16 protein-coding genes are annotated in these 18,966 nt (G+C 64.9%); 12 read left to right on the forward strand and 4 right to left on the reverse strand.

The features are described from left to right. The 6 genes from EP867_RS05185 to EP867_RS05210 all read left to right on the forward strand — a co-directional run bounded on the left by EP867_RS05185 (window position 1) and on the right by EP867_RS05210 (window position 5,280). Window positions 1-453, forward strand: coding sequence for a GNAT family N-acetyltransferase (locus EP867_RS05185; RefSeq protein WP_241656818.1), 453 nt, complete (start codon window positions 1-3; stop codon window positions 451-453). A gap of 227 nt (window positions 454-680) precedes the next feature. Beyond that, window positions 681-1,838, forward strand: a complete 1,158-nt coding sequence (locus EP867_RS05190) for an ABC transporter substrate-binding protein (protein ID WP_128487135.1) — start codon at window positions 681-683, stop codon at window positions 1,836-1,838. Between the two features lie 85 nt (window positions 1,839-1,923). Next, window positions 1,924-2,838 carry a branched-chain amino acid ABC transporter permease gene (locus EP867_RS05195; RefSeq protein ID WP_128487136.1) on the forward strand — a complete coding sequence of 305 codons (915 nt, stop codon included), beginning with the start codon at window positions 1,924-1,926 and terminating at the stop codon, window positions 2,836-2,838. A gap of 2 nt (window positions 2,839-2,840) precedes the next feature. Continuing rightward, window positions 2,841-3,830, forward strand: coding sequence for a branched-chain amino acid ABC transporter permease (locus tag EP867_RS05200; RefSeq protein WP_241656819.1), 990 nt, complete (start codon window positions 2,841-2,843; stop codon window positions 3,828-3,830). Then, the gene (locus tag EP867_RS05205; protein ID WP_128487137.1) at window positions 3,827-4,585 is read left to right on the forward strand and encodes an ABC transporter ATP-binding protein; all 759 of its coding nucleotides are present in this window, start codon (window positions 3,827-3,829) and stop codon (window positions 4,583-4,585) included. Before EP867_RS05200 ends, EP867_RS05205 begins: the two co-directional genes overlap by 4 nt. Beyond that, on the forward strand, window positions 4,579-5,280 hold the full coding sequence (locus EP867_RS05210) for an ABC transporter ATP-binding protein (RefSeq protein WP_128487138.1): 702 nt from the start codon (window positions 4,579-4,581) through the stop codon (window positions 5,278-5,280). The genes EP867_RS05205 and EP867_RS05210 overlap by 7 nt, the downstream gene beginning before the upstream one ends. 28 nt (window positions 5,281-5,308) lie before the next feature. On the opposite strand, the gene zapE is transcribed toward EP867_RS05210, so the two are convergent. Together zapE and EP867_RS05220 are read right to left on the reverse strand one after the other, a co-directional pair. After that, window positions 5,309-6,400, reverse strand: coding sequence for a cell division protein ZapE (gene zapE / locus EP867_RS05215; protein WP_128487139.1), 1,092 nt, complete (start codon window positions 6,398-6,400; stop codon window positions 5,309-5,311). Window positions 6,401-6,448: 48 nt separating this feature from the next. Then, window positions 6,449-7,282 carry a sulfotransferase family protein gene (locus EP867_RS05220; RefSeq protein ID WP_128487140.1) on the reverse strand — a complete coding sequence of 278 codons (834 nt, stop codon included), beginning with the start codon at window positions 7,280-7,282 and terminating at the stop codon, window positions 6,449-6,451. Window positions 7,283-7,420: 138 nt separating this feature from the next. Here EP867_RS05220 and EP867_RS05225 point away from each other — a divergent pair, with 138 nt between their 5' ends. Both EP867_RS05225 and EP867_RS05230 read left to right on the forward strand, forming a co-directional pair. Beyond that, the gene (locus tag EP867_RS05225) at window positions 7,421-8,998 is read left to right on the forward strand and encodes a DUF5928 domain-containing protein (protein WP_128487141.1); all 1,578 of its coding nucleotides are present in this window, start codon (window positions 7,421-7,423) and stop codon (window positions 8,996-8,998) included. A gap of 14 nt (window positions 8,999-9,012) precedes the next feature. After that, window positions 9,013-9,399: a histidine triad nucleotide-binding protein gene (locus EP867_RS05230; protein WP_128487142.1), complete on the forward strand. Its 387-nt coding sequence runs from the start codon at window positions 9,013-9,015 to the stop codon at window positions 9,397-9,399. A gap of 89 nt (window positions 9,400-9,488) precedes the next feature. Here EP867_RS05230 and EP867_RS05235 read toward each other — a convergent pair whose 3' ends face one another. Together EP867_RS05235 and EP867_RS05240 are read right to left on the reverse strand one after the other, a co-directional pair. Next, entirely contained in the window at window positions 9,489-11,507 is a 2,019-nt protein-coding gene (locus EP867_RS05235; RefSeq protein ID WP_128487143.1) for an oxidoreductase, read from the reverse strand. Window positions 11,508-11,576: 69 nt separating this feature from the next. Then, window positions 11,577-12,164 carry a DUF1285 domain-containing protein gene (locus tag EP867_RS05240; RefSeq protein WP_128487144.1) on the reverse strand — a complete coding sequence of 196 codons (588 nt, stop codon included), beginning with the start codon at window positions 12,162-12,164 and terminating at the stop codon, window positions 11,577-11,579. A gap of 72 nt (window positions 12,165-12,236) precedes the next feature. Here EP867_RS05240 and EP867_RS05245 point away from each other — a divergent pair, with 72 nt between their 5' ends. Genes EP867_RS05245 through EP867_RS05260 form a run of 4 tightly spaced genes read left to right on the forward strand, consistent with a single transcriptional unit; the run spans window position 12,237 to window position 18,951 of the window. Beyond that, window positions 12,237-13,238: an AAA family ATPase gene (locus EP867_RS05245; RefSeq protein ID WP_128487145.1), complete on the forward strand. Its 1,002-nt coding sequence runs from the start codon at window positions 12,237-12,239 to the stop codon at window positions 13,236-13,238. Continuing rightward, a complete protein-coding gene (locus EP867_RS05250) occupies window positions 13,235-14,116 on the forward strand; it encodes a DUF58 domain-containing protein (RefSeq protein ID WP_128487146.1) in 882 nt (293 codons plus the stop codon). Before EP867_RS05245 ends, EP867_RS05250 begins: the two co-directional genes overlap by 4 nt. 3 nt (window positions 14,117-14,119) lie before the next feature. Continuing rightward, entirely contained in the window at window positions 14,120-16,876 is a 2,757-nt protein-coding gene (locus tag EP867_RS05255; RefSeq protein WP_128487147.1) for a DUF4159 domain-containing protein, read from the forward strand. Next, window positions 16,873-18,951 carry a hypothetical protein gene (locus EP867_RS05260; RefSeq protein WP_128487148.1) on the forward strand — a complete coding sequence of 693 codons (2,079 nt, stop codon included), beginning with the start codon at window positions 16,873-16,875 and terminating at the stop codon, window positions 18,949-18,951. Before EP867_RS05255 ends, EP867_RS05260 begins: the two co-directional genes overlap by 4 nt. The last annotated feature ends 15 nt before the right edge of the window (window positions 18,952-18,966 follow it).

The raw sequence follows: 18,966 nt of genomic DNA on the forward strand, positions 1-18,966 counted from the left end.
GTGGCTTTGGTGATTCGCGCGCCGCAGGCGGGCGACCGGGAGGCCTGGGGGCGGCTTTATCAGGGCTATGCCGCGTTTTACCGCTCTGAGCAGAGCGAAGAGATGCGCGAGCGGGTCTGGTCCTGGATCTTGGAAGGCCGCGCCGGGCAGCAGGCGCGGGTCGCAGAGCTTGACGGGCGCCTCGTTGGTCTGGCGCATTTCCGGCCCTTCCTGCGTCCGCTGGCGGCCAGCACAGGCGGCTATCTTGATGATCTCTTTGTAGAACCCGGCACCCGAGGGGCCGGCGTTGGCCGGGCGCTTTTGCTGGAACTGGGTGAGGTTGCGCAGCGCGAGGGCTGGTCTGTGATCCGCTGGATCACCGCCAGCGACAATGCCACGGCCCGCAGCCTCTATGACACTCTGGCCAAAGCGACGCCTTGGGTGACTTATGATCTGACGCCCGGGGCCTCTTAAGTCATTGAAACTCATAAAGGGATAGCGGGCGGGCATTGACCTTGCCCCCGTCTGCCGACAAAATTGACAGAGCCCGTACCGAGGAGGTGCGGGCTTTGGCGTCTATCGCAGGCCGTATTAATTTATTTTAAGGTTGAAATGATTAAGGCGGTCGCTAAAGTTTTCACGACCGGAACGCCGGCGCACCCGGGTGTCAGACCTGTGGGAACAGAAATAGGGAGAGGCTGATGAGGAAACTGCTTTGTGCCGCCAGCATGCTGGCTTTGACCACGCTCCCGGCGATGGCGGAGCCGGTAAAGATCGGCGTCATCACCACGCTTTCGGGCCCCGCAGGCTATATCGGCGAGCAGGTGCGCGATGCCATCCAGCTGGCCGTTGACCGCGAAGGCGGCAAGCTGGGCGGCGTTGAGGTGGAACTGGTCGTCGAGGATGACGCCCTGAACCCCGGCACCGGTCGTCAGATCGCGGAAAAGATGGTCTCGGATGAGGACATCAAGGTTCTGACCGGTATTATCTTCTCCAACGTCTCAGGCGCTGTGGTGCCGGATGTGGTGGATAACGGCGCTTTCTACATCAGCTCGAACGCGGCCCCTTCGAACCTTGCGGGCAAAGAGTGCCACGAGAATTACTTCGTAGTCTCCTGGCAGAACGACAGCCTGCATGAGGCGACCGGCGTGGCCGCCAAATCGCTGGGCTATAAAAAGGCCGTGGCGCTGGCCCCGAACTATCAGGCCGGGAAAGACGCCATCGCGGGCTTCAGCCGTCTTTTTGAAGGCGAAGTGGAAGAGATCTACACCCAGCTTGATCAGACCGATTTCGCCTCAGAGATGGCCCGCATCCGCGCCGCCAATCCGGAAGTCGTCTTCCAGTTCCATCCCGGTGGTCTGGGTCTGACCTTCCTGAAGCAGTATCAGCAGTCGGGTCTGCTGGGCCAGGTGCCGATGGTGGTCTCGGAACCCTCGATCGACGGGGTGATCCTGCAGGCGGTGGGCGAGGGTGCCGTGGGCATCAAAGGTTCGACCCATTGGGAAGTGGACTTCGACAACGAGGCCTCGAAAGAGTTCGTCTCGTCCTGGAAAGCGAAATACCCGGATCGCCCGATCACCTATTATGCGCAGGAAGCCTATGACTCGGCGCTGCTGATCGCCTCGGCGCTGGCCAAAGCGGGCAGCCCGGAGAAGGCGGATGAGTTCCGTGAGGCGCTGCGCGCGGCGGATTTCGCCTCGACCCGGGGTGAGTTCAAATTCGGCCCGAACCAGCACCCGGTGCAGAACTGGTATCTGACCGAAGTGGTCATGGGCGAAGACGGCAAGCCGGTTGGCAAAAGCCAGGGCAAGATCCGCGAGATGGTGGGCGACGTCCACGCCGCTGACTGCAAGATGTAACTCTTTGCGGCGGGGCCTTTTTCAGGGCCCCGCATGCCTTTTGCGTCGCGCCTGCGGCCGGCCCTGAACCTGAACGGCGGTTCTGATGATCCTGATCCTTGAGCAGCTTCTGAACGGGCTGCAATATGGCGTGATGCTGTTTCTGATGGCAGCGGGCCTGACGCTGATTTTCGGCATCATGGGGGTGATCAACCTCGCCCATGGCTCGCTCTTTATGGTCGGGGCCTATGCGGGCACGCTGGCGGCGGCGCAGGCGGGCAGCTTCTGGGTGGGCATTCCGGTGGCCATTGTCGCGGCGGGCGTCACGGGGCTGGTGGTTGAAGCGGTGGTGATCCGCCGCCTTTATGCGCGCGATCACCTGGATCAGGTGCTTGCGACCTTTGCGCTTTTGCTGATCGCAAACCAGGGTGTCACTTATTTCATCGGCCGCCAGCCGGTGCCTGCCAATATCCCCGCAGCACTTGCCAGCCCGATAGAGCTGCTGCCGGGGCTGTTTTATCCGCCCTACCGCCTTGTGATCATTGCCGCAGGGCTGCTGGTGGCGCTGGGGCTTTACTGGCTCATCAACCGCACCCGCATCGGGATGCTGGTCCGCGCAGGTGCCACCAATCGTGAGATGGTCCGCGCGCTGGGCGTGGATATCCGGCTCCTTTACACGGTGGTCTTTGGCCTTGGGGCGCTGCTTGCGGGGCTTGCGGGCTATCTGTCGGGGCCGATTTCTGCGGTTCAGGTCGGCATGGGCGAGCAGGTGCTGCTTGCCACTTTCGTTGTGGTCGTGGTGGGCGGCGTCGGCTCAATTCGCCGGGCTTTCTGGGCGGGGATCCTGCTGGGCGTGGTCGACACCCTGCTGCGGGCTTTTCTGCCGGGGATGCTGCGTCAGGTCATGCCGGCGTCTGAGGCGGATGCCCTGGGCATCGGGATCGCTTCGATGGGAATTTATCTGCTGATGGCGCTGGTTCTGCTGATCCGCCCCAAAGGCCTCTTTGCGGCGGGGCGGTGAGCGTGGAGAAAGCTAAGATTTCCGGGTTGGCACTGGGGCTGGTGGTTCTGCTGGCGATGCCCTGGCTGATGGAGACCTTCGGGTCATCCTCCTCACTCTCTCTTGCCTCACGCATTCTGGTCTATTCGATCGCCGCGGCCTCGCTGAATCTGGTGCTGGGCTATGGCGGGATGATCAGCCTTGGTCACGCGGCGTTTTTCGGTATGGGCGGCTATGCGGTGGGCATTCTTTACGCCCATAACGGCGGCGATCCCTTTCTGGGGCTGATCCCGGGCTCAAACCATCTCCTGGTGACGCTGCCTGCGGCCATGCTGCTCGGCGGTGCGGTGGCGGCGCTGATCGGGGCTTTGTCGCTGCGCACCTCGGGCGTGCAGTTCATTATGATCACCCTGGCCTTCGCGCAGATGCTCTTTTTCTTCTTCGTCTCGCTGAAGGCCTATGGCGGAGAAGACGGCATCATCATCCGTCGCCCCAATGAGTTTTTTGGGCTGAACCTGCGGGACCGCACCACGGTCTGGTATGTGGTTCTGGGCTTCTGGCTGATCTTCATGCTGGCGCTCTGGCGGGTGATCGGCTCGTCCTTCGGGGCGGTGCTGAAGGGGATGAAGCAAAATGAGCGGCGCATGGCGGCCATGGGCCTCGCGCCCTACCGCTATAAGCTTTACGCCTTCATCCTCTCGGGTATGGGCGCGGGGCTTGCGGGGGCGCTGATGGCGAACCTGATGCGCTTTACCAGTCCGGACATGCTGCACTGGACCAAATCGGCCACGCTGATGACCATGGTGATCCTGGGCGGCGTCGGCACCTTCTTTGGCCCGCTCCTGGGGGCTGCGGCCTATCTGGTGCTTGAGACCTGGCTCGGTGGGATGACCGAATACTGGCAGTTCTGGCTGGGGCTTATTCTGCTGGCGGTGGTGTTGGGCACCAAAGGCGGGCTGGTGGCGCTGATCGCGGCGATCTGGTCGCGGCTGACGGGGAGGGCGCGGGGATGAGCGGCCGGGTTCTGGAAGTCGAAGGTCTGGTCAAGCGCTTCGGCGGGCTGACGGCGACCGATCACGTTACCCTTGATCTGAAACGCGGCGAGATTCACGCCCTGATCGGACCGAATGGCGCGGGGAAATCCACGCTGATTAACCAGCTTTGCGGCGAACTGCCCCCCGATGAGGGGGAAGTGCGCATCATGGGGCGCGATGTGACCCGGCTTGGTGTACCCGAGCGGGTGGCCCTGGGGCTGGGACGCACCTTTCAGATCACCTCACTGCTGACTGAGATGACGGTGGCGGAAAACATCGCCCTTGCGGTTCAGGCGCGGCGTGGCGGCAACTTCCGCCTCTTTGACCGGCTGCGCGGGCGGCGCGATCTCTGGGCCGAAACCGAGGCTCTGTTGCGGGGCAGCGGGCTGGAAGCACGCGCCGATGTGCGGGTCTCAGGGCTCAGCCATGGCGAGAAAAAGCAGCTTGAACTGCTGGTGGCCCTGGCCGGAAAGCCCGCCTTTTTGCTGCTCGATGAGCCGATGGCAGGTCTTGGCCACAGCGAGAGCCAGGAGATGGTGCAGGTGCTGCGCCGCATCGCCGCGGATGTGCCGATGCTGCTGGTGGAACATGATATGGAAGCCGTCTTCGCGCTGGCCACCCGGATTTCCGTGCTGGTTTACGGGCGCATCATCGCCACGGGGAGTGTTGAGGAAATCCGCAACCATCCTGAGGTGCGCGAGGCCTATCTCGGCCAGGAGGATGAGCTGTGCTGAAGATCGACGCGCTTTCCGCCGCCTATGGCGCAAGTCAGGTGCTGTTCGATGTCTCACTCTCGATCCGAGAGGGGGAGGTGGTGACGCTTCTGGGCCGCAACGGCATGGGCAAGACCACGACCGTGCGCTCGATCATGGGGCTGTTGAAGCCCCAGGGCGGGCAGCTGGAATTTGGCGGGCAGAGCATTCGTGGTCTGGCACCCGAAAAGGTCGCGCGTCTGGGCGCAGGGCTGGTGCCCGAGGGGCGGCAGATCTTCACCACGCTGACGGTGCGAGAGAACCTGGTGGCCACGGCGGCGAACCGCCTCAAACGCGCCAATCCCTGGAGCTTTGAGAAAGTCTGTGAGCTGTTCCCCCGACTGGGCGAGCGGGCGGGGCAGATGGCGGGTACGCTCTCGGGCGGCGAGCAGCAGATGCTGGCGGTGGGCCGGGCGCTGATGACCAATCCGAAGCTTCTGATCCTTGATGAAGCGACGGAGGGGCTGGCCCCGGTGATCCGGGCTGAGATCTGGGGCGTGATCGGGCGGCTGAAGGCAGAGGGCCAGTCGATCCTGCTGATCGACAAGAACCTCAGCGTGCTGAAACGGCTGGGCGACCGGCATTATATCATTGAGAAGGGCCGCACCGTCTGGTCCGGCTCTGCCGCCGAGATCGACCGCGACCGCGAGAAAGTTCAGGGCTGGATCGGGCTTTGAAAAAGCCGGGCAGTTCGCCCGGCTTTTCTCACTCAGCCTCAGCGCCCCAGGAGGCATCCTGCATCTCGCGCAGGCGCGAGGCGGTGCGCTCAAACTCAAAGGCCCCGGCGCCTTCTTCGTAAAGCTTTTCCGGGATATCGGCGGCTGAAGCGATGAGGCGCACTTTCGCCTCATAAAGCGCGTCGACCAGGGTCACAAATCGCTTGGCCTCATTGTTATTGGCCGGTGACAGGCGCGGGATGCCCGTCACGATCAGCACCCGCACGGCCTCTGCGATGGCGAGGTAATCCCCCGGGCCCAGCGGCTGCTTGCAAAGCGCATCGAAGGACGAAAAGGCGACCCCGCTGGCCACACGCTCAAGCGTGAGTTCACGCCCGTTGACCTGCAGCGCCATGGGCTCACCGGCAGCGCCTCCGGTCAGATCATCCCAATAGCCCTGCAAAGCCGCCCGCGCGGCGGCATCATCAGGCGAGAAATAGACCTGCGCCCCGGCCAGGCGGTGCTGGCGGTAATCATTCGGGCTTTCGAGGTGGTGAACGTCGAAATTCTCATTGATCCAGGCGATGAAGGGCAAAAACAGCGCCCGGTTCAGCCCGTTTTTATAAAGATCTTCCGGGATGCGGTTTGAGGTGGTGACAATCACCACACCCGCCTCGCTCAGCAGCTTGAAAAGCCGTCCGACGATCATCGCATCGGTGATGTCGGTGATCTGCATCTCATCAAAGGCCAGCAGGCGCAGTTCAGAGGCAACCTTCGCCGCAACCGGGGCAAGGGCATCCTCAACACCGGTTTTGCGCACCTCATGCATGGCATGATGGATTTCCTGCATGAAGGCATGGAAATGGATGCGCCGCTTGGCGGTGATGGCGGTGTTCTCGACAAAGAGATCCATCAGCATGGATTTCCCGCGCCCGACGCCGCCCCAGACGTAAAGACCCTTCGGGGGCTTTGGTGCGGCTTTGCGGAAGAGGCCGCTCAGGAAACCCTTCGGCTGCGGCGGATTGGCTTCGAGCCAGCGGCGCAGGGCTTCAAGGGCGGGCAGAACGGCCTTCTGCGCCGGGTCAGGGCGCAGGGTGCCTTCGGCGGCACGGGCCGCATAGATCTCGGACAGAGTGCTCATGCGCAGGGCTTAGCGCGACGATTTGCCAAGGGGAAGAGGCTTTGACGCTCAGCCCTTTCCGGCGCGGGGGCCGAGTTTCAGATGCACCTCTTCCAGATCTACCGGGCCCTTGGGGAATTTATTGTCCGGGTTGTCAAAGTCATAGCGGAAGAGCTGAAAATCTTTGCGGTAGATCTCCCACATCAGGTGGCGCGACAGATCATCGAAATAAGCGCTGACCGGATGGGCGCGTTTGGGCCCGTGGCCTTCCGATTCGTTGAATTTCGGAATCGCCGCGAGATCGACGGGATGGGGGCTGTCGATCCGGTCCAGCACCTTCTGCATCCCCTCATTAAAAGTCTCAGTCGGGAAGATGTGGTCGTACCGCCCGCCATTGACGATGAAGGTCGAGATATGGCCCGACATGGCCGACCAGTGAATGTCGGGTTCCATGGGTTTGCGAAAGCGGATGGTGTCGCGCGCAAAGAGCAGAAAGCGCCGGAAACTGGCGATCTGATCAAATTCCTGCCTGCCGTCGTCCCCGCCGACCTCGATGCCGTATTTCTGGATCAGCAGCGGCACCAGATTGCCGCGATAGCGCCGCCCGTTGCGCTGAATGCCGCAGATCTTGTCAAAAAAGCTTGAAAGAATGCGGGCATAGGGATTGCGCACACAGGTGAAGGTCGGGGCGCTGTGGCTTTGGACCGCGGCGGTGATGGCGCTCTGGCCGCCCTCCTGGGCCCATTTGTGCAGACCCGTGGTGCTGTCGTGGATGTCGCCGTCGAAGAAGCGGCCATGATCGGAGTAATACATGATCTGCCCGATGGTCGAGCAGGCGCATTTCGGCACGACGCGGTAAATCACGCTGCCGCTTTCCGTCATCCAGGTTCCCGGAAACCCCATGCAATCGCCCTCAATCTCAATGCGGCTCCGCGCTCGCTGCGGACCCGAGGCCTGGTGTGCCGCTGACAAAGTCTTTTCAATCTTCGTGCGTCATCATTAGACAGGAAGGTGGCAGGGACAAGGCAATCAGAACCGCAGATGGCTAAAATCGCTTATATTTTGCTGTGCCACAAAGACCCGCAGGGCGTGATCGATCAGGCGGGACGGCTGACGGCCGCGGGGGATTTTATGGCCATCCATTTTGACGCCCGCGCGTCAAAGGCCGATTATGAGGCGATCCGCACGGCGCTGGCCGGCAATCCTTCGGTGGTCTTTGCGCAGCGGCGGATCAGATGCGGCTGGGGGGAGTGGAGCCTTGTGCAGGCCACGCTTGAGGCGCTTTATGCCGCCGTCCCGGCTTTTCCCCGCGCCACGCATTTCTACATGCTGTCGGGTGACTGCATGTCGATCAAATCCGCCGAATATGCCCATGCGCTTTTGGACGGCGAAAGCGTTGATTACATTGAAAGCTTTGATTTCTTTGCTTCGGACTGGATCAAGACCGGTATCCGCGAAGAGCGTCTGATCTATCGCCACTGGTTTAATGAGCGGGGGCGGAAGGCCTGGTTCTACCGCTCGCTGGAGTGGCAGAAAAAGCTGGGGCTGGCGCGGAAGATCCCTGAGGATCTGCAGATCATGATCGGCAGTCAGTGGTGGTGTCTGCGCCGGCTGACGGTTGAGAAACTTCTGCAGTTCGTGGCCGCGCGCCCGGATGTGACGCGGTTTTTCCGCACCACATGGATCCCCGATGAGACGTTTTTTCAGACCCTTGTGCGCCATCTGGTCCCGGGATCTGAGATCCGCTCGCGCACGCTGACCTTTCTGATGTTCACCGACTATGGCATGCCGGTGACCTTTTATGACGATCACTATGATCTGTTGCTGGCGCAGGATTATCTCTTTGCGCGCAAACTCTCCGTCGATGCCCGGCGGCTGAAAGAGCAGCTCGGCAGTCTTTATACCGCCACCGGCATGGCGTTTCCGGTCTCGGGTGAGGGGCGGCGGCTTTATCAGTTTCAGGCAGGCCGCGGCAGGCTGGGGCGGCGCTATGCCCCCCGCGCCTGGGAAGCCGGGACCAGTCTTGGCCGCGACCGGGTGCTTCTGATCGTGGTGTGCAAAAAATGGCATATCGCTAAGCGTCTGGTGGCGCGGGCGCGGGAAATGGCCGGGATCGAGGGGGTGGACTATCTCTTCAATGAGGACAATTGCCCGCTGCCGGATCTGGGGGGGATAGAGTCCACGCCGGACAAGCGGATGCGGCATCGCCGCGCGCTTTTGAAGCTTCTGTCCGAGAGTTTCCGCTCAGACCGGATGATGATCTGTCTGGACCCTGAGAGCTTTGATCTGATCCGGGACTTTTATGCCGACCGCAGCGAGATCCGGCTTTTGGATATCGTCTGCGATTTCTCGGATGCGTATCTGCGCGGCCATGCCTTACGGGTGGGGCTGGCGGGGGAACATACGCCCCCGGAGGTGATGGCCGGGCTTTTGCCCACCCTGCGCCATGACATGATCTTTGAGGCTGAGCGGCTGCGCGACGCGGGATTGCCGGGTTATGAGCGGGTCTGGCAATCGGCTGAGCCAGGTGCCAACCTCTTGCCGCTTGCGCGTTTCCTTGGCATCTCTGAGGCTCAGGCCCGGGAGATCCTCGGCGATGGCACGCTTTTCCAAGACTGATCGCGGAGGATCAGATGACGTCTTACAGCTATGACACCAGTAATATCTTCGCCCGCATTCTGCGCGGTGAAATTCCCTGCAAAAAGGTGCTGGAGACTGAGCACAGCCTGGCATTCCATGACATCGCCCCCCAGGCTCCGGTGCATGTTCTGGTGATCCCGAAGGGTCCTTACGTGAACGCGGATCATTTTGCCCGTGCGGCCTCGGATGCGGAGATCGTGGATTACACCCGCGCGATCGGGAAGGTCTGTGAAGAGATGGGTCTTTGCCCCGATCGGGGCGGTCTGGGCTATCGTCTGGTGTCGAACGGCGGTGAGGCGGGCGTGCAGGAAGTGCCGCATCTTCATGTGCATATCGCCGGAGGCCGCGTGCTGGGGCGCATGCTGGCGAAGGCGGAATAAGACGAGCGGGGGAGGCGGGGCGCTGCCCCGCACCCCGTCGGGAGGGGCGGCGCCCCTCCCGATCCCACCCCGATCTCCCGTCTGAGCCTTCAGAGGGTGGCGGCGAGGCGGGCGGCCTGATCGATGGCGCGTTTGGCGTCAAGCTCTCCGGCGACATCCGCCCCGCCAATGACATGGGGGCTGCGGCCCTGCGCGATCAGCCGATCGGCGAGATCGCGCAGAGGCTCCTGTCCGGTGCAGAGGATGACGGTATCGGCGGCGAGCAGTTCCGGTCCCTCACGGGAGATCACCTCAAGGCCATCGCGGGTGATGCGGCTGTAGCTCATACCGCCGCGCATTGTGACGCCCTTCATGGCGAGGGCCGTGCGGTGGATCCAGCCGGTGGTTTTGCCAAGGTGGCGGCCGGGTTTTTCGGCTTTGCGCTGGACGAGGGCGACCTGTCGCGCCGGGGGGCGCGGCTGCGGGCCTTGGGGCGCAAGGCCGCCCGGAGTTTCAGACGGATCGCCCACGCCCCATTCCTCATTCCAGAGACCGATATTCAGGCTCGGGCTTTCGCCCTGATGGGTGAGATATTCGGCCACGTCAAAGCCGATGCCGCCAGCGCCTGCGATGACCACACGTGGGCCCGCAGCCGCGCCCTTCAGCAGATCGACATAGCCCAGAACGCGGGCGCCATCTTCCGTGGGGATGCCCGGATCGCGGGGGGTGATGCCGGTAGCGATCACGACCTCATCAAAGTCTGTCAGCGCCTCCGGCGTGGCCTCGGTGTTCAGGCGCAGATCAACCCCTGACGTGTTTACCATGGTCGAAAACCAGTCGACGAGGCCGTGGAACTCCTCCTTGCCGGGGATTTTGCGGGCAAGGTTCAGCTGTCCGCCGATCTCTGTGCCGCGCTCAAAGAGGGTAACCTGATGGCCGCGGGTGGCTGAGGTGATGGCGGCGGTCAGTCCGGCGGGACCTGCGCCCACCACGGCGATGCGGCGCGGGGTGGGCGCGGGGGAGTAGGTCAGTTCCGTCTCATGGCAGGCGCGCGGGTTCACGAGGCAGGAGGTGAGGCGGCCTGAGAAGGTATGGTCAAGGCAGGCCTGGTTGCAGCCGATGCAGGGCGCGATTTCCGCCGCCCGACCGCTTTGCGCCTTAGCGACGAAATCCGGATCGGCAAGGAAGGGCCGCGCCATGGAGATCATATCGGCCTCACCGTCTGCGAGGATCGCTTCGGCCACATCGGGGGTATTGATGCGGTTGGAGGCGATGACCGGGATCGAGACCTCAGGGCGCAGTCTGGCCGTCAGCCAGGAGAAGGCGCGGCGCGGCACCGAAGTGGCAATGGTCGGCACCCGCGCCTCATGCCAGCCGATGCCGGTGTTGAGCACCGATGCGCCCGCGACCTCGACGGCTTTGGCCAGTTGCACCACCTCGGGCCAGGTTGAGCCATTGGGGACGAGGTCGATCAGCGAAATGCGGTAGATGACGATGAAATCGGGGCCCACGGCCTCACGCACGCGGCGCACCACCTCAACCGGCAGGCGGATGCGGTTTTCATAGGCGCCGCCCCAGTCGTCGGTTCTGCGATTGGTATGGCGCGTGATGAACTGGTTGAGGAAATAGCCCTCGGATCCCATGACCTCGACGCCGTCATAGCCCGCGGCCCGGGCGCGGACTGCCGCTGTGACAATGTCAGAGATCTGCTTTTCGATCCCTGCTTCATCCAGCTCAAGGGGGGTGAAAGGCGAAATCGGGGATTTCACCGCCGAGGCCGAGACGCAGCCTTTGCCATAGGCATAGCGGCCCGCATGCAGGATCTGCATGGCGATGCGGCCCCCGGCCTCATGCACCCGGTCGGTGACGATGCGGTGGTTTGCGATGTCCTCTTCGGTGAAGAGCCCCGCCGCGCCCGGAAAGACCCCGCCTTCGCGGTTGGGGGCCATGCCCCCCGTGACCATCAGCCCGACACCGCCACGCGCGCGGGTGGCGTAGAACTCGGCCACGCGGTTCCAGTCGCCGGTTTCTTCAAGTCCGGTGTGCATCGATCCCATCAGCACGCGGTTGCGCAAAGGCACGCCGCTGAGGGTGATCGGCTGAGAGAGCAGGGGGTAATGGCTGGTCATGGCGGGTCCTCCGGCGGGCAGGTTGCGCGAGAGGCTGCGGGCTGTCACGGGGAACCTCGCGTCAGCGGCTCAGCCCTCAAGCTCTGCGGAGGGGATAATCGGGAAGAACACCCCGCCCGAGCGGATGCCGAACCAGCGGCTGCCCTCGTGATCGGCATGTTCCCCCAGATCAATGAGGCGGTAAAAGCTTTTGCGGTCGATCCTTGCCTCAAGCCCGCGGCGCACCATCACATAGGGGGCAGGCTCGCCGCTTTCGGGATCGCGGGTGACGCGGATCGGGTGGTCGGGACCGGCGGTCACCTCATCCTCAACATGGGTCACAAAGGTCAGCCGCTGATCGGGGCCGGGGTCCTCGATGCGGAAATCCACTGCGACGAAGGGCGCGTCTTCGACCCGGATGCCGACTTTCTCCACCGGGGTGACGAGGAAATACTTGCCGTCCTCGAGCTTCAGGATGGAGGAAAAAAGCTTCACCATCGCCGGGCGGCCGATGGGGGTGCCAAGGTAAAACCAGGTGCCGTCGCGTTTGATCTCCATATCGAGATCGCCGCAGAAATCGGGGTTCCACAAATGCACCGGCGGCGGGCCTTTGCGGGCGCTGTCGCCTGCGGCCTTCATCAGGCTGTCGGCATTCGGGGTCTGCGGTTTCTCAGTCATCACCAGTTTGCCATTTGTAACGGGGCGCTAAGTTTGATTGACTGACATATAGGGACCCCAGCGGAGAATGTCATGTCGGCAGAGCTTTCGGAACAGATTGAAGTGCTTGGTCAGAAGCTGGCTCAGGCGCGCGCGGCGGTGGCAACGCGTTTTCTCGGTCAGGATCAGGTGGTCGATCTGGTCTTTGCGGCGCTTCTCTGCGGTGGTCATGCGCTGCTGGTGGGTCTGCCAGGTCTGGGCAAAACCCGGCTTGTGGACAGTCTCGCCACGGTCATGGGGCTGCAGGGCAGCCGGGTGCAGTTCACGCCCGATCTGATGCCCGCAGATATCCTCGGCTCTGAGGTGCTGGAGGCTGATGCCGAGGGGCGGCGCAGTTTCCGCTTCATTCCCGGCCCGGTGTTCTGCCAGCTTTTGCTGGCCGATGAGATCAACCGCGCCTCTCCGCGCACACAGTCCGCGCTGTTGCAGGCCATGCAGGAGCATGAGGTGACGGTGGCCGGAGTGCATCATGCGCTGGGCAGCCCCTTCCACGTCCTGGCCACGCAAAACCCGCTGGAGCAGGAGGGGACCTATCCTTTGCCCGAGGCGCAGCTCGACCGCTTTCTTGTGCAGATCGATGTGCCCTATCCCGACCGCGCGACGGAGCGGGCGGTGCTGCTGGCCACCACCGGGGTTGAGGAAGCGCCCCTGGCGCAGGTCTTTGACAGCGCGGGTCTTCTGGCCGCGCAGGTGCTGCTGCGGCGGATGCCGGTGGGCGAAGCGGTGGTCGATCAGATCCTTTCGCTGGTGCGCGGCTGCCGCCCGGGCGAAGCCGATGCTCTGCCGGAGGTGAGCGCGTCGCTGGCCTGGGGGCCGGGGCCGCGGGCGGCTCAGGCGCTGATGCTGCTGGTGCGGGCGCGGGCGCTGATGCAGGGCCGGTTTGCCCCTTCGGTTGAGGATGTGGCCGCCATGGCGCGGCCTGCGCTGATCCACCGGGTGGCGCTGAACTTCGCCGCCCGTCAGCGCGGCGAAGATGCGGCTGCGCTGATCGACCGGGCCGTGGCGCGTCTGCTGCCTGAGGCCGCTGCCGCATGAGTGAGCGCAAGGCGCTGCGCCCTGCGGCGGAAGGGCTTGCCACGACGCTGCCGCCCCTGATGGCTGCGGCTGAGCGGCTGGCGGCCTCGGTCCTGACTGGTGGGCATGGCCGGTCGCGGGCCGGGCGCGGGGAAGAGTTCTGGCAGTTTCGCCCTGCCACGGCGGGCGATGCCATGCGCCGGATCGACTGGCGCCGCTCTGCCCGTTCGGACCAGAGCTTTGTGCGCGAGACGGAATGGCAGTCGGCGCAGTCGGTGATGATCTGGGTCGACCCCTCGCAGGCCATGGGCTTTGCCGGGGCCTTAGCGCAGCATCCCCCGAAATCTTATGTCGCGCGGGTGCTGGCACTGGCGCTGTCGATCCTGCTGCTGCGCGGGGATGAGCGGGTGGGGCTTCTGGAGCCTGAGCTGCCGCCCGGCGCGGGACCGGTCCAGCGCGCGCGTCTTTTTGCAGCCCTTGAGGGGCTGAGCAGTGAGGCCGATTACGGCACACCCCCGGCAGGGCCGCTGCCCGCCCGGGGGCGGGTGGTGCTGATCTCGGATTTCTTCGCCGATCCGGCGCCGCTTCAGGCATTTCTGGAACGCGCGGCCGGGCAGGGGGTGCGCGGCGCTCTGGTTCAGCTTCTTGATCCGGTTGAGCAGGCTTTCCCCTTCGCCGGGCGGACCCGCTTTGAATCGATGAGCGGGGCTTTGCGCCATGAGACGCTTCAGGCCAATGATCTGCGCGGGGTCTATCTTGCGCGGCTTGAAGAGCGGCAGGCGCTGCTGGGGTCGCTGGCGGGCTCGGCGGGCTGGCAGTTTCATGCCCATTCGACCGGCGCGCCTGCGGCGGCTGCTTTGCTGTGGCTTTACCGCGCGCTGGAACAGGGGGCGGGCTGAGGGATGTGGATGCCGGTGAACCTTGCCTTCACGACCCCGCTGCTGCTTTGGGGGCTGCTGCTGCTGCCTCTGCTGTGGTGGCTGCTGCGTGCTCTGCCGCCTGCGCCGCAGCGGCTGCGCTTTCCGGGGATTGTGCTTCTTGAAGGCTTGCGCGACCGCAGACCTGAGGCAGAGCGCACGCCCTGGCCGCTGATGCTGCTGCGCATGCTGGCGCTGGCAGCGCTGATTATCGGGCTGGCGGGGCCGGTTCTGAACCCCGAACCGGCTGAGACCGCTGAGGGACCTTTGGTGGTGCTGATCGACGGCACCTATGCCGATGCGCGGGACTGGCCGCAGCGCCTGGCGCGGGCCGAAGCCGCGCTGGCGGCGGCGGGGCGTCAGGGGCGTCCGGCGGCCCTGGTGTCGCTGAGCGATCTGCCGCCCGGCGATCTGGTTTTCCAGACAGCCGATGCCCAGATTGCCCGCCTGGGCGGTCTTTCCCCTGCGCCCTGGGACTGGGGGGCGGAGGTCGCGGCGCTTGGCGGGAAGGTGCCTGAGGGGGCCTCTGTTCTCTGGCTCTCGGACGGGATTGACCGGCCGGGTCGCGCAGATCTCGCAGCGGCCCTGCGTGCGCGGGCGGATCTGCGGGTCTGGCAAAGCCCGCGCCCTCTGATCGCGCTGTCGTCGCCGGTGATTGCCGAGGGCATGGTCCGGCTGGATCTGCGGCTTGCCGAGGCCGCGCCGGGGCTCTCTGTCACGGTGCTGGCCATCGGGCCGGATCCCTCAGGCACCCCGCGGGAACTGGCCCGTGAGACCGTTACCTTAGGCGAAGGGCGCTCAACCCCGGTCAGCTTCGCCCTGCCTGCCGAACTGCGCAACCGCATCACCCGTTTTGAGATCGAGGGGCAGCGCGGTGCCGCCTCCGTGGCGCTGGCCGACGACAGCCTGCGCCGGCGCAAAGTGGCGCTGGTCGCCGGGCGTGAGGACCGCGGGGGGCTGCAGCTGCTCTCGCACCTGCATTACCTGCGCGAGGCGCTGGCTCCTGCGGCGGATCTGAGCGAGGGGGATCTGAGTGATCTGCTGCGCGCCGGGCCGGATGTGGTGATCCTGCCGGATGTGGCCGTGGTGACCCCGGACGAAGAGACCGCTCTCCTCAGTTTTGTCGAGAAAGGCGGTCTTCTGCTGCGCTTTGCCGGGCCGAAACTGGCGGCGGCCTCCTTTGAGGCCGGCGACCCGCTCATGCCGGTGCGCCTGCGGGCGGGGGGCCGGACGGTGGGCGGTGCGATGAGCTGGGGCGCGCCGCGCGCGCTTGCGCCTTTCCCGGAAGCGAGTCCCTTTTACGGTCTGACCATCCCCGAGGAGGTGACCGTTCAGGCGCAGGTTCTGGCGGAACCTGACCCGGATCTGTCGCGGGCGGCCATTGCCATGCTGGCAGATGGCACCCCCCTTGTGACCCGCGCCATGCGGGGGGCGGGGCAGGTGGTGCTTTTTCACGTCACCGCCAATTCCGACTGGTCGGGGCTGCCGCTCTCGGGCCTCTTTGTTCAGATGCTTGAGCGGCTGACGATCCTGTCGGCCACGCCCGGCACCGCAGCCAGCGGGATTGAGGCCCGCTCTTTTGAGGTGCGCCGCGCCATGGACGGCTTCGGACGGCTGAGCGAGGGGACGGCCTTTGCCGCCGTGGCCGGTGCAGATCTGGTCGCCGCGCGGGCGCAGGGGGCGACCGGGCCGGGACTGCCACCGGGGATCTATACCGCCCCCGGCAGCCAGCTTGCGCTGAATATCACCGGGGCCGATCGCGGGTTCACCCCCGCAAGCTGGCCTGCCGGGCAGAGCATCGAGGGGGAGGTGACCACGCTCCCGCCACAGCCGCTGAAAGGCTGGCTCCTGCTGGCGGCACTGGCGGCGCTGATGCTGGATATCCCCGCGAGCCTCTGGCTTTCGGGGCGGTTGCGCCGCTTCGCGGGGGTGGCGCTTCTCGCCCTCGCGCTCCCCTTCATGCCGCAGGATCCGGCCGCCGCCGACGACCGCCGCGCGGTGGCCGCGACCTCTGAGGTGGTTCTGGGCTATATCCGCACCGGAGATCCCGATCTTGACGCCCGCTCAGAGGCGGGTCTGCGGGGGCTGGGGCAGGTGCTTTATAACCGCACCACGATTGAGCCCGGGGCACCGGTCGGCGTCGATCCTGAGACGGATGAACTGGCCTTTTTCCCCTTCCTCTACTGGCCGGTGCTGGCCGATGCGCCCATGCCTTCTCCTGCGGCTTACCGGAGGCTGAACCAGTATCTTCAGACCGGGGGCATGATCCTTTTTGACACCCGCGACGGTGATGTCGCCGATTTCGGCTCTGCCACGCCTGAGGGTCGCACCCTGCAGATGATCGCGCGGCCTTTGCAGATCCCGCCGCTGGAGCCGATTGCCGAAGATCATGTGCTGACGCGGACTTTCTATCTGCTGCAGGACTTCCCCGGCCGTCACGCAGGCCGCCCCGTCTGGGTTGAGGCCGCGCCCGCCGATGCCGAACGCGCCGAGGGCATGCCCTTTCGCAATCTCAATGACGGGGTGACGCCGGTGGTGATCGGCGGTAATGACTGGGCCTCAGCCTGGGCGACCGACGCTCGCGACGTGCCGCTTTATCCCGTGGGCCGCGGCTTTGCCGGAGAGCGGCAGCGCGAGATGGCCTGGCGCTTTGGCGTCAATCTCATCATGCATGTGCTGACCGGGAATTATAAATCCGACCAGGTCCATGTGCCTGCACTTCTCGAAAGGCTGGGCCAATGATCCGGGCGCTGATCTGGGACCCGCTTCTGCCGCTCTGGCTGCTGGCCGTTCTGGGGGGGCTGGCGCTGGCGCTGACGGGGCTGGCGGTCTGGCACCGCATGGCGGGCGCGGTCTGGCGCGGGCTTGCCTTTCTGGCACTGATGCTGGCGCTGGCCAATCCGTCGCTGCGTGAAGAGGACCGGCTGGCGCTGTCGGACATCGCGCTGATTCTGGTGGATGACAGCGCCAGTCAGCAGATCGCGGAACGCCCGGGTCAGACCACGGCCGCGCTTGAGGCGCTACAAAGCCGCCTCCGGGCGCTTCCGGGGCTTGAGGTGGAGATGCGCCGCATCACCGATCTGCCCGATGTCGCGGATGGCGCAGAGGGCGGGACTTACGCCATGGCGCATCTCGCTGAGGCCATGGCCGATATTCCCCGCGACAGGCTGGCTGCGGTTTTCGTGATCTCGGACGGGCAGGTGCATGATGTGGCCCAGGCCCCGGATCTGCCCGCTCCGCTGCATCTGCTGCTGACCGGAGAGCCACAGGACTGGGATCGCCGCCTTGTGATTAAAACCGCGCCGCCCTTCGCCGTGATGGGAGAGCCGGTGAAGATCGTGCTGCGGATTGAGGATCAGGGCGCGGTTCCTGCGGGCCTGTCGCCCGAGGCCCCGTTGACGGTCCGCCTTGGGGCAGAGCCGCCCATGGTGATGCAGCTGCCGGTGGGTGAGGATGTGGAGCTTGCGCTGACACTGCCCCATGCCGGGATCAATGTGCTGCAGCTCTCGCTGGCCATGGCTGACGGGGAACTGACCGATCGCAACAATGCCGCCGTTCTGCGCATCAACGGCGTGCGCGACCGGCTGCGGGTCCTGCTGGTATCGGGTGAGCCCCACGCCGGAGAGCGGGTCTGGCGCAACCTGTTGAAATCCGACGCCTCGGTCGATCTGGTGCATTTCACCATTCTGCGTCCGCCGGAAAAGCAGGACGGGGTGCCGGTTTCCGAGCTTTCGCTGATCGCCTTTCCGGTGCGGGAGCTTTTCGTCGATAAGATCCGCGAATTCGATCTGATCATCTTTGACCGCTATCGCCGGCGGGGCATCATGCCGATGTCCTACCTTGAAAACGTGCGCGATTATGTGCGCGAGGGCGGGGCGGTGCTTATCTCAGCCGGGCCGGAATTCGGGACGGCAGACAGCCTCTGGCGCTCGCCTCTCGCAGAGGTTCTGCCCGTCGAGCCGAGCAGCCGGGTGTTAAGCGATGGCTTCCGCCCGGCGCTGACCGATCTGGGGCGTCGCCATCCGGTGACCATGGGCCTCGATGAGGGCTATCAGCCTGAGGGCTGGGGCCGCTGGTTCCGCCAGATTGACCTGCGCGCCACTGGGGGGCAGGTGGTGATGGAGGGTCTGGAGGGCCGCCCGCTTCTGGTGCTTGACCGTGTGGGCGAGGGCCGGGTCGGGATGCTGGCGTCCGATCAGATCTGGCTCTGGGGGCGCGGATTTGAGGGCGGTGGTCCGCAACTTGAACTGCTGCGCCGCCTGGCCCATTGGACCATGAAAGAGCCCGAGCTTGAGGAAGAGACCCTGACCGCAACCTCGCGCGGCCTTTCGGTCACGATTGAGCGCCATACCCTGGGCGCGCCACCGGGCATGGTTGAAATCACAAAGCCCGATGGCAGCACCGAAAGCCTGACCCTGAGCGAAGTCTCTCCGGGCCTCTGGCGCGGTCTCTGGGAGGCACCGGAGATCGGCCTGTACCAGATGCGCGAGGGGGATCACCGCGGGGTCTTTGCGCTGGGCCATGCCGCCCCGAGGGAGTTCGTCGGGACCATTGCCTCTGAGGCTCCGCTGCAGCCCGTGCTGAAAGCCTCGGGAGGCGGTGTGCAGCGCCTGAGCGGGGGGCATCCCGAGATCCGCCGCATCAGCGAAGGGCGCGCCGCCTTTGGACGCGGCTGGCTGGGGGTGCCGGAGCGCGGGGCCTTTGCGGTGCAGGATCTGCGCATCCGCCCGGCGCTGCCGCCCCTTGCCTGGGCCGCGCTGATCGCGGCGCTGATCCTGCTGGCCTGGATGCGTGAGGGGCGCCTGGGGCGCCGGTAAGGGGAAGCCCGTTGC

The sequence above is a fragment of the Falsigemmobacter intermedius genome, from assembly GCF_004054105.1.
Lineage (GTDB): Bacteria > Pseudomonadota > Alphaproteobacteria > Rhodobacterales > Rhodobacteraceae > Wagnerdoeblera > Wagnerdoeblera intermedia.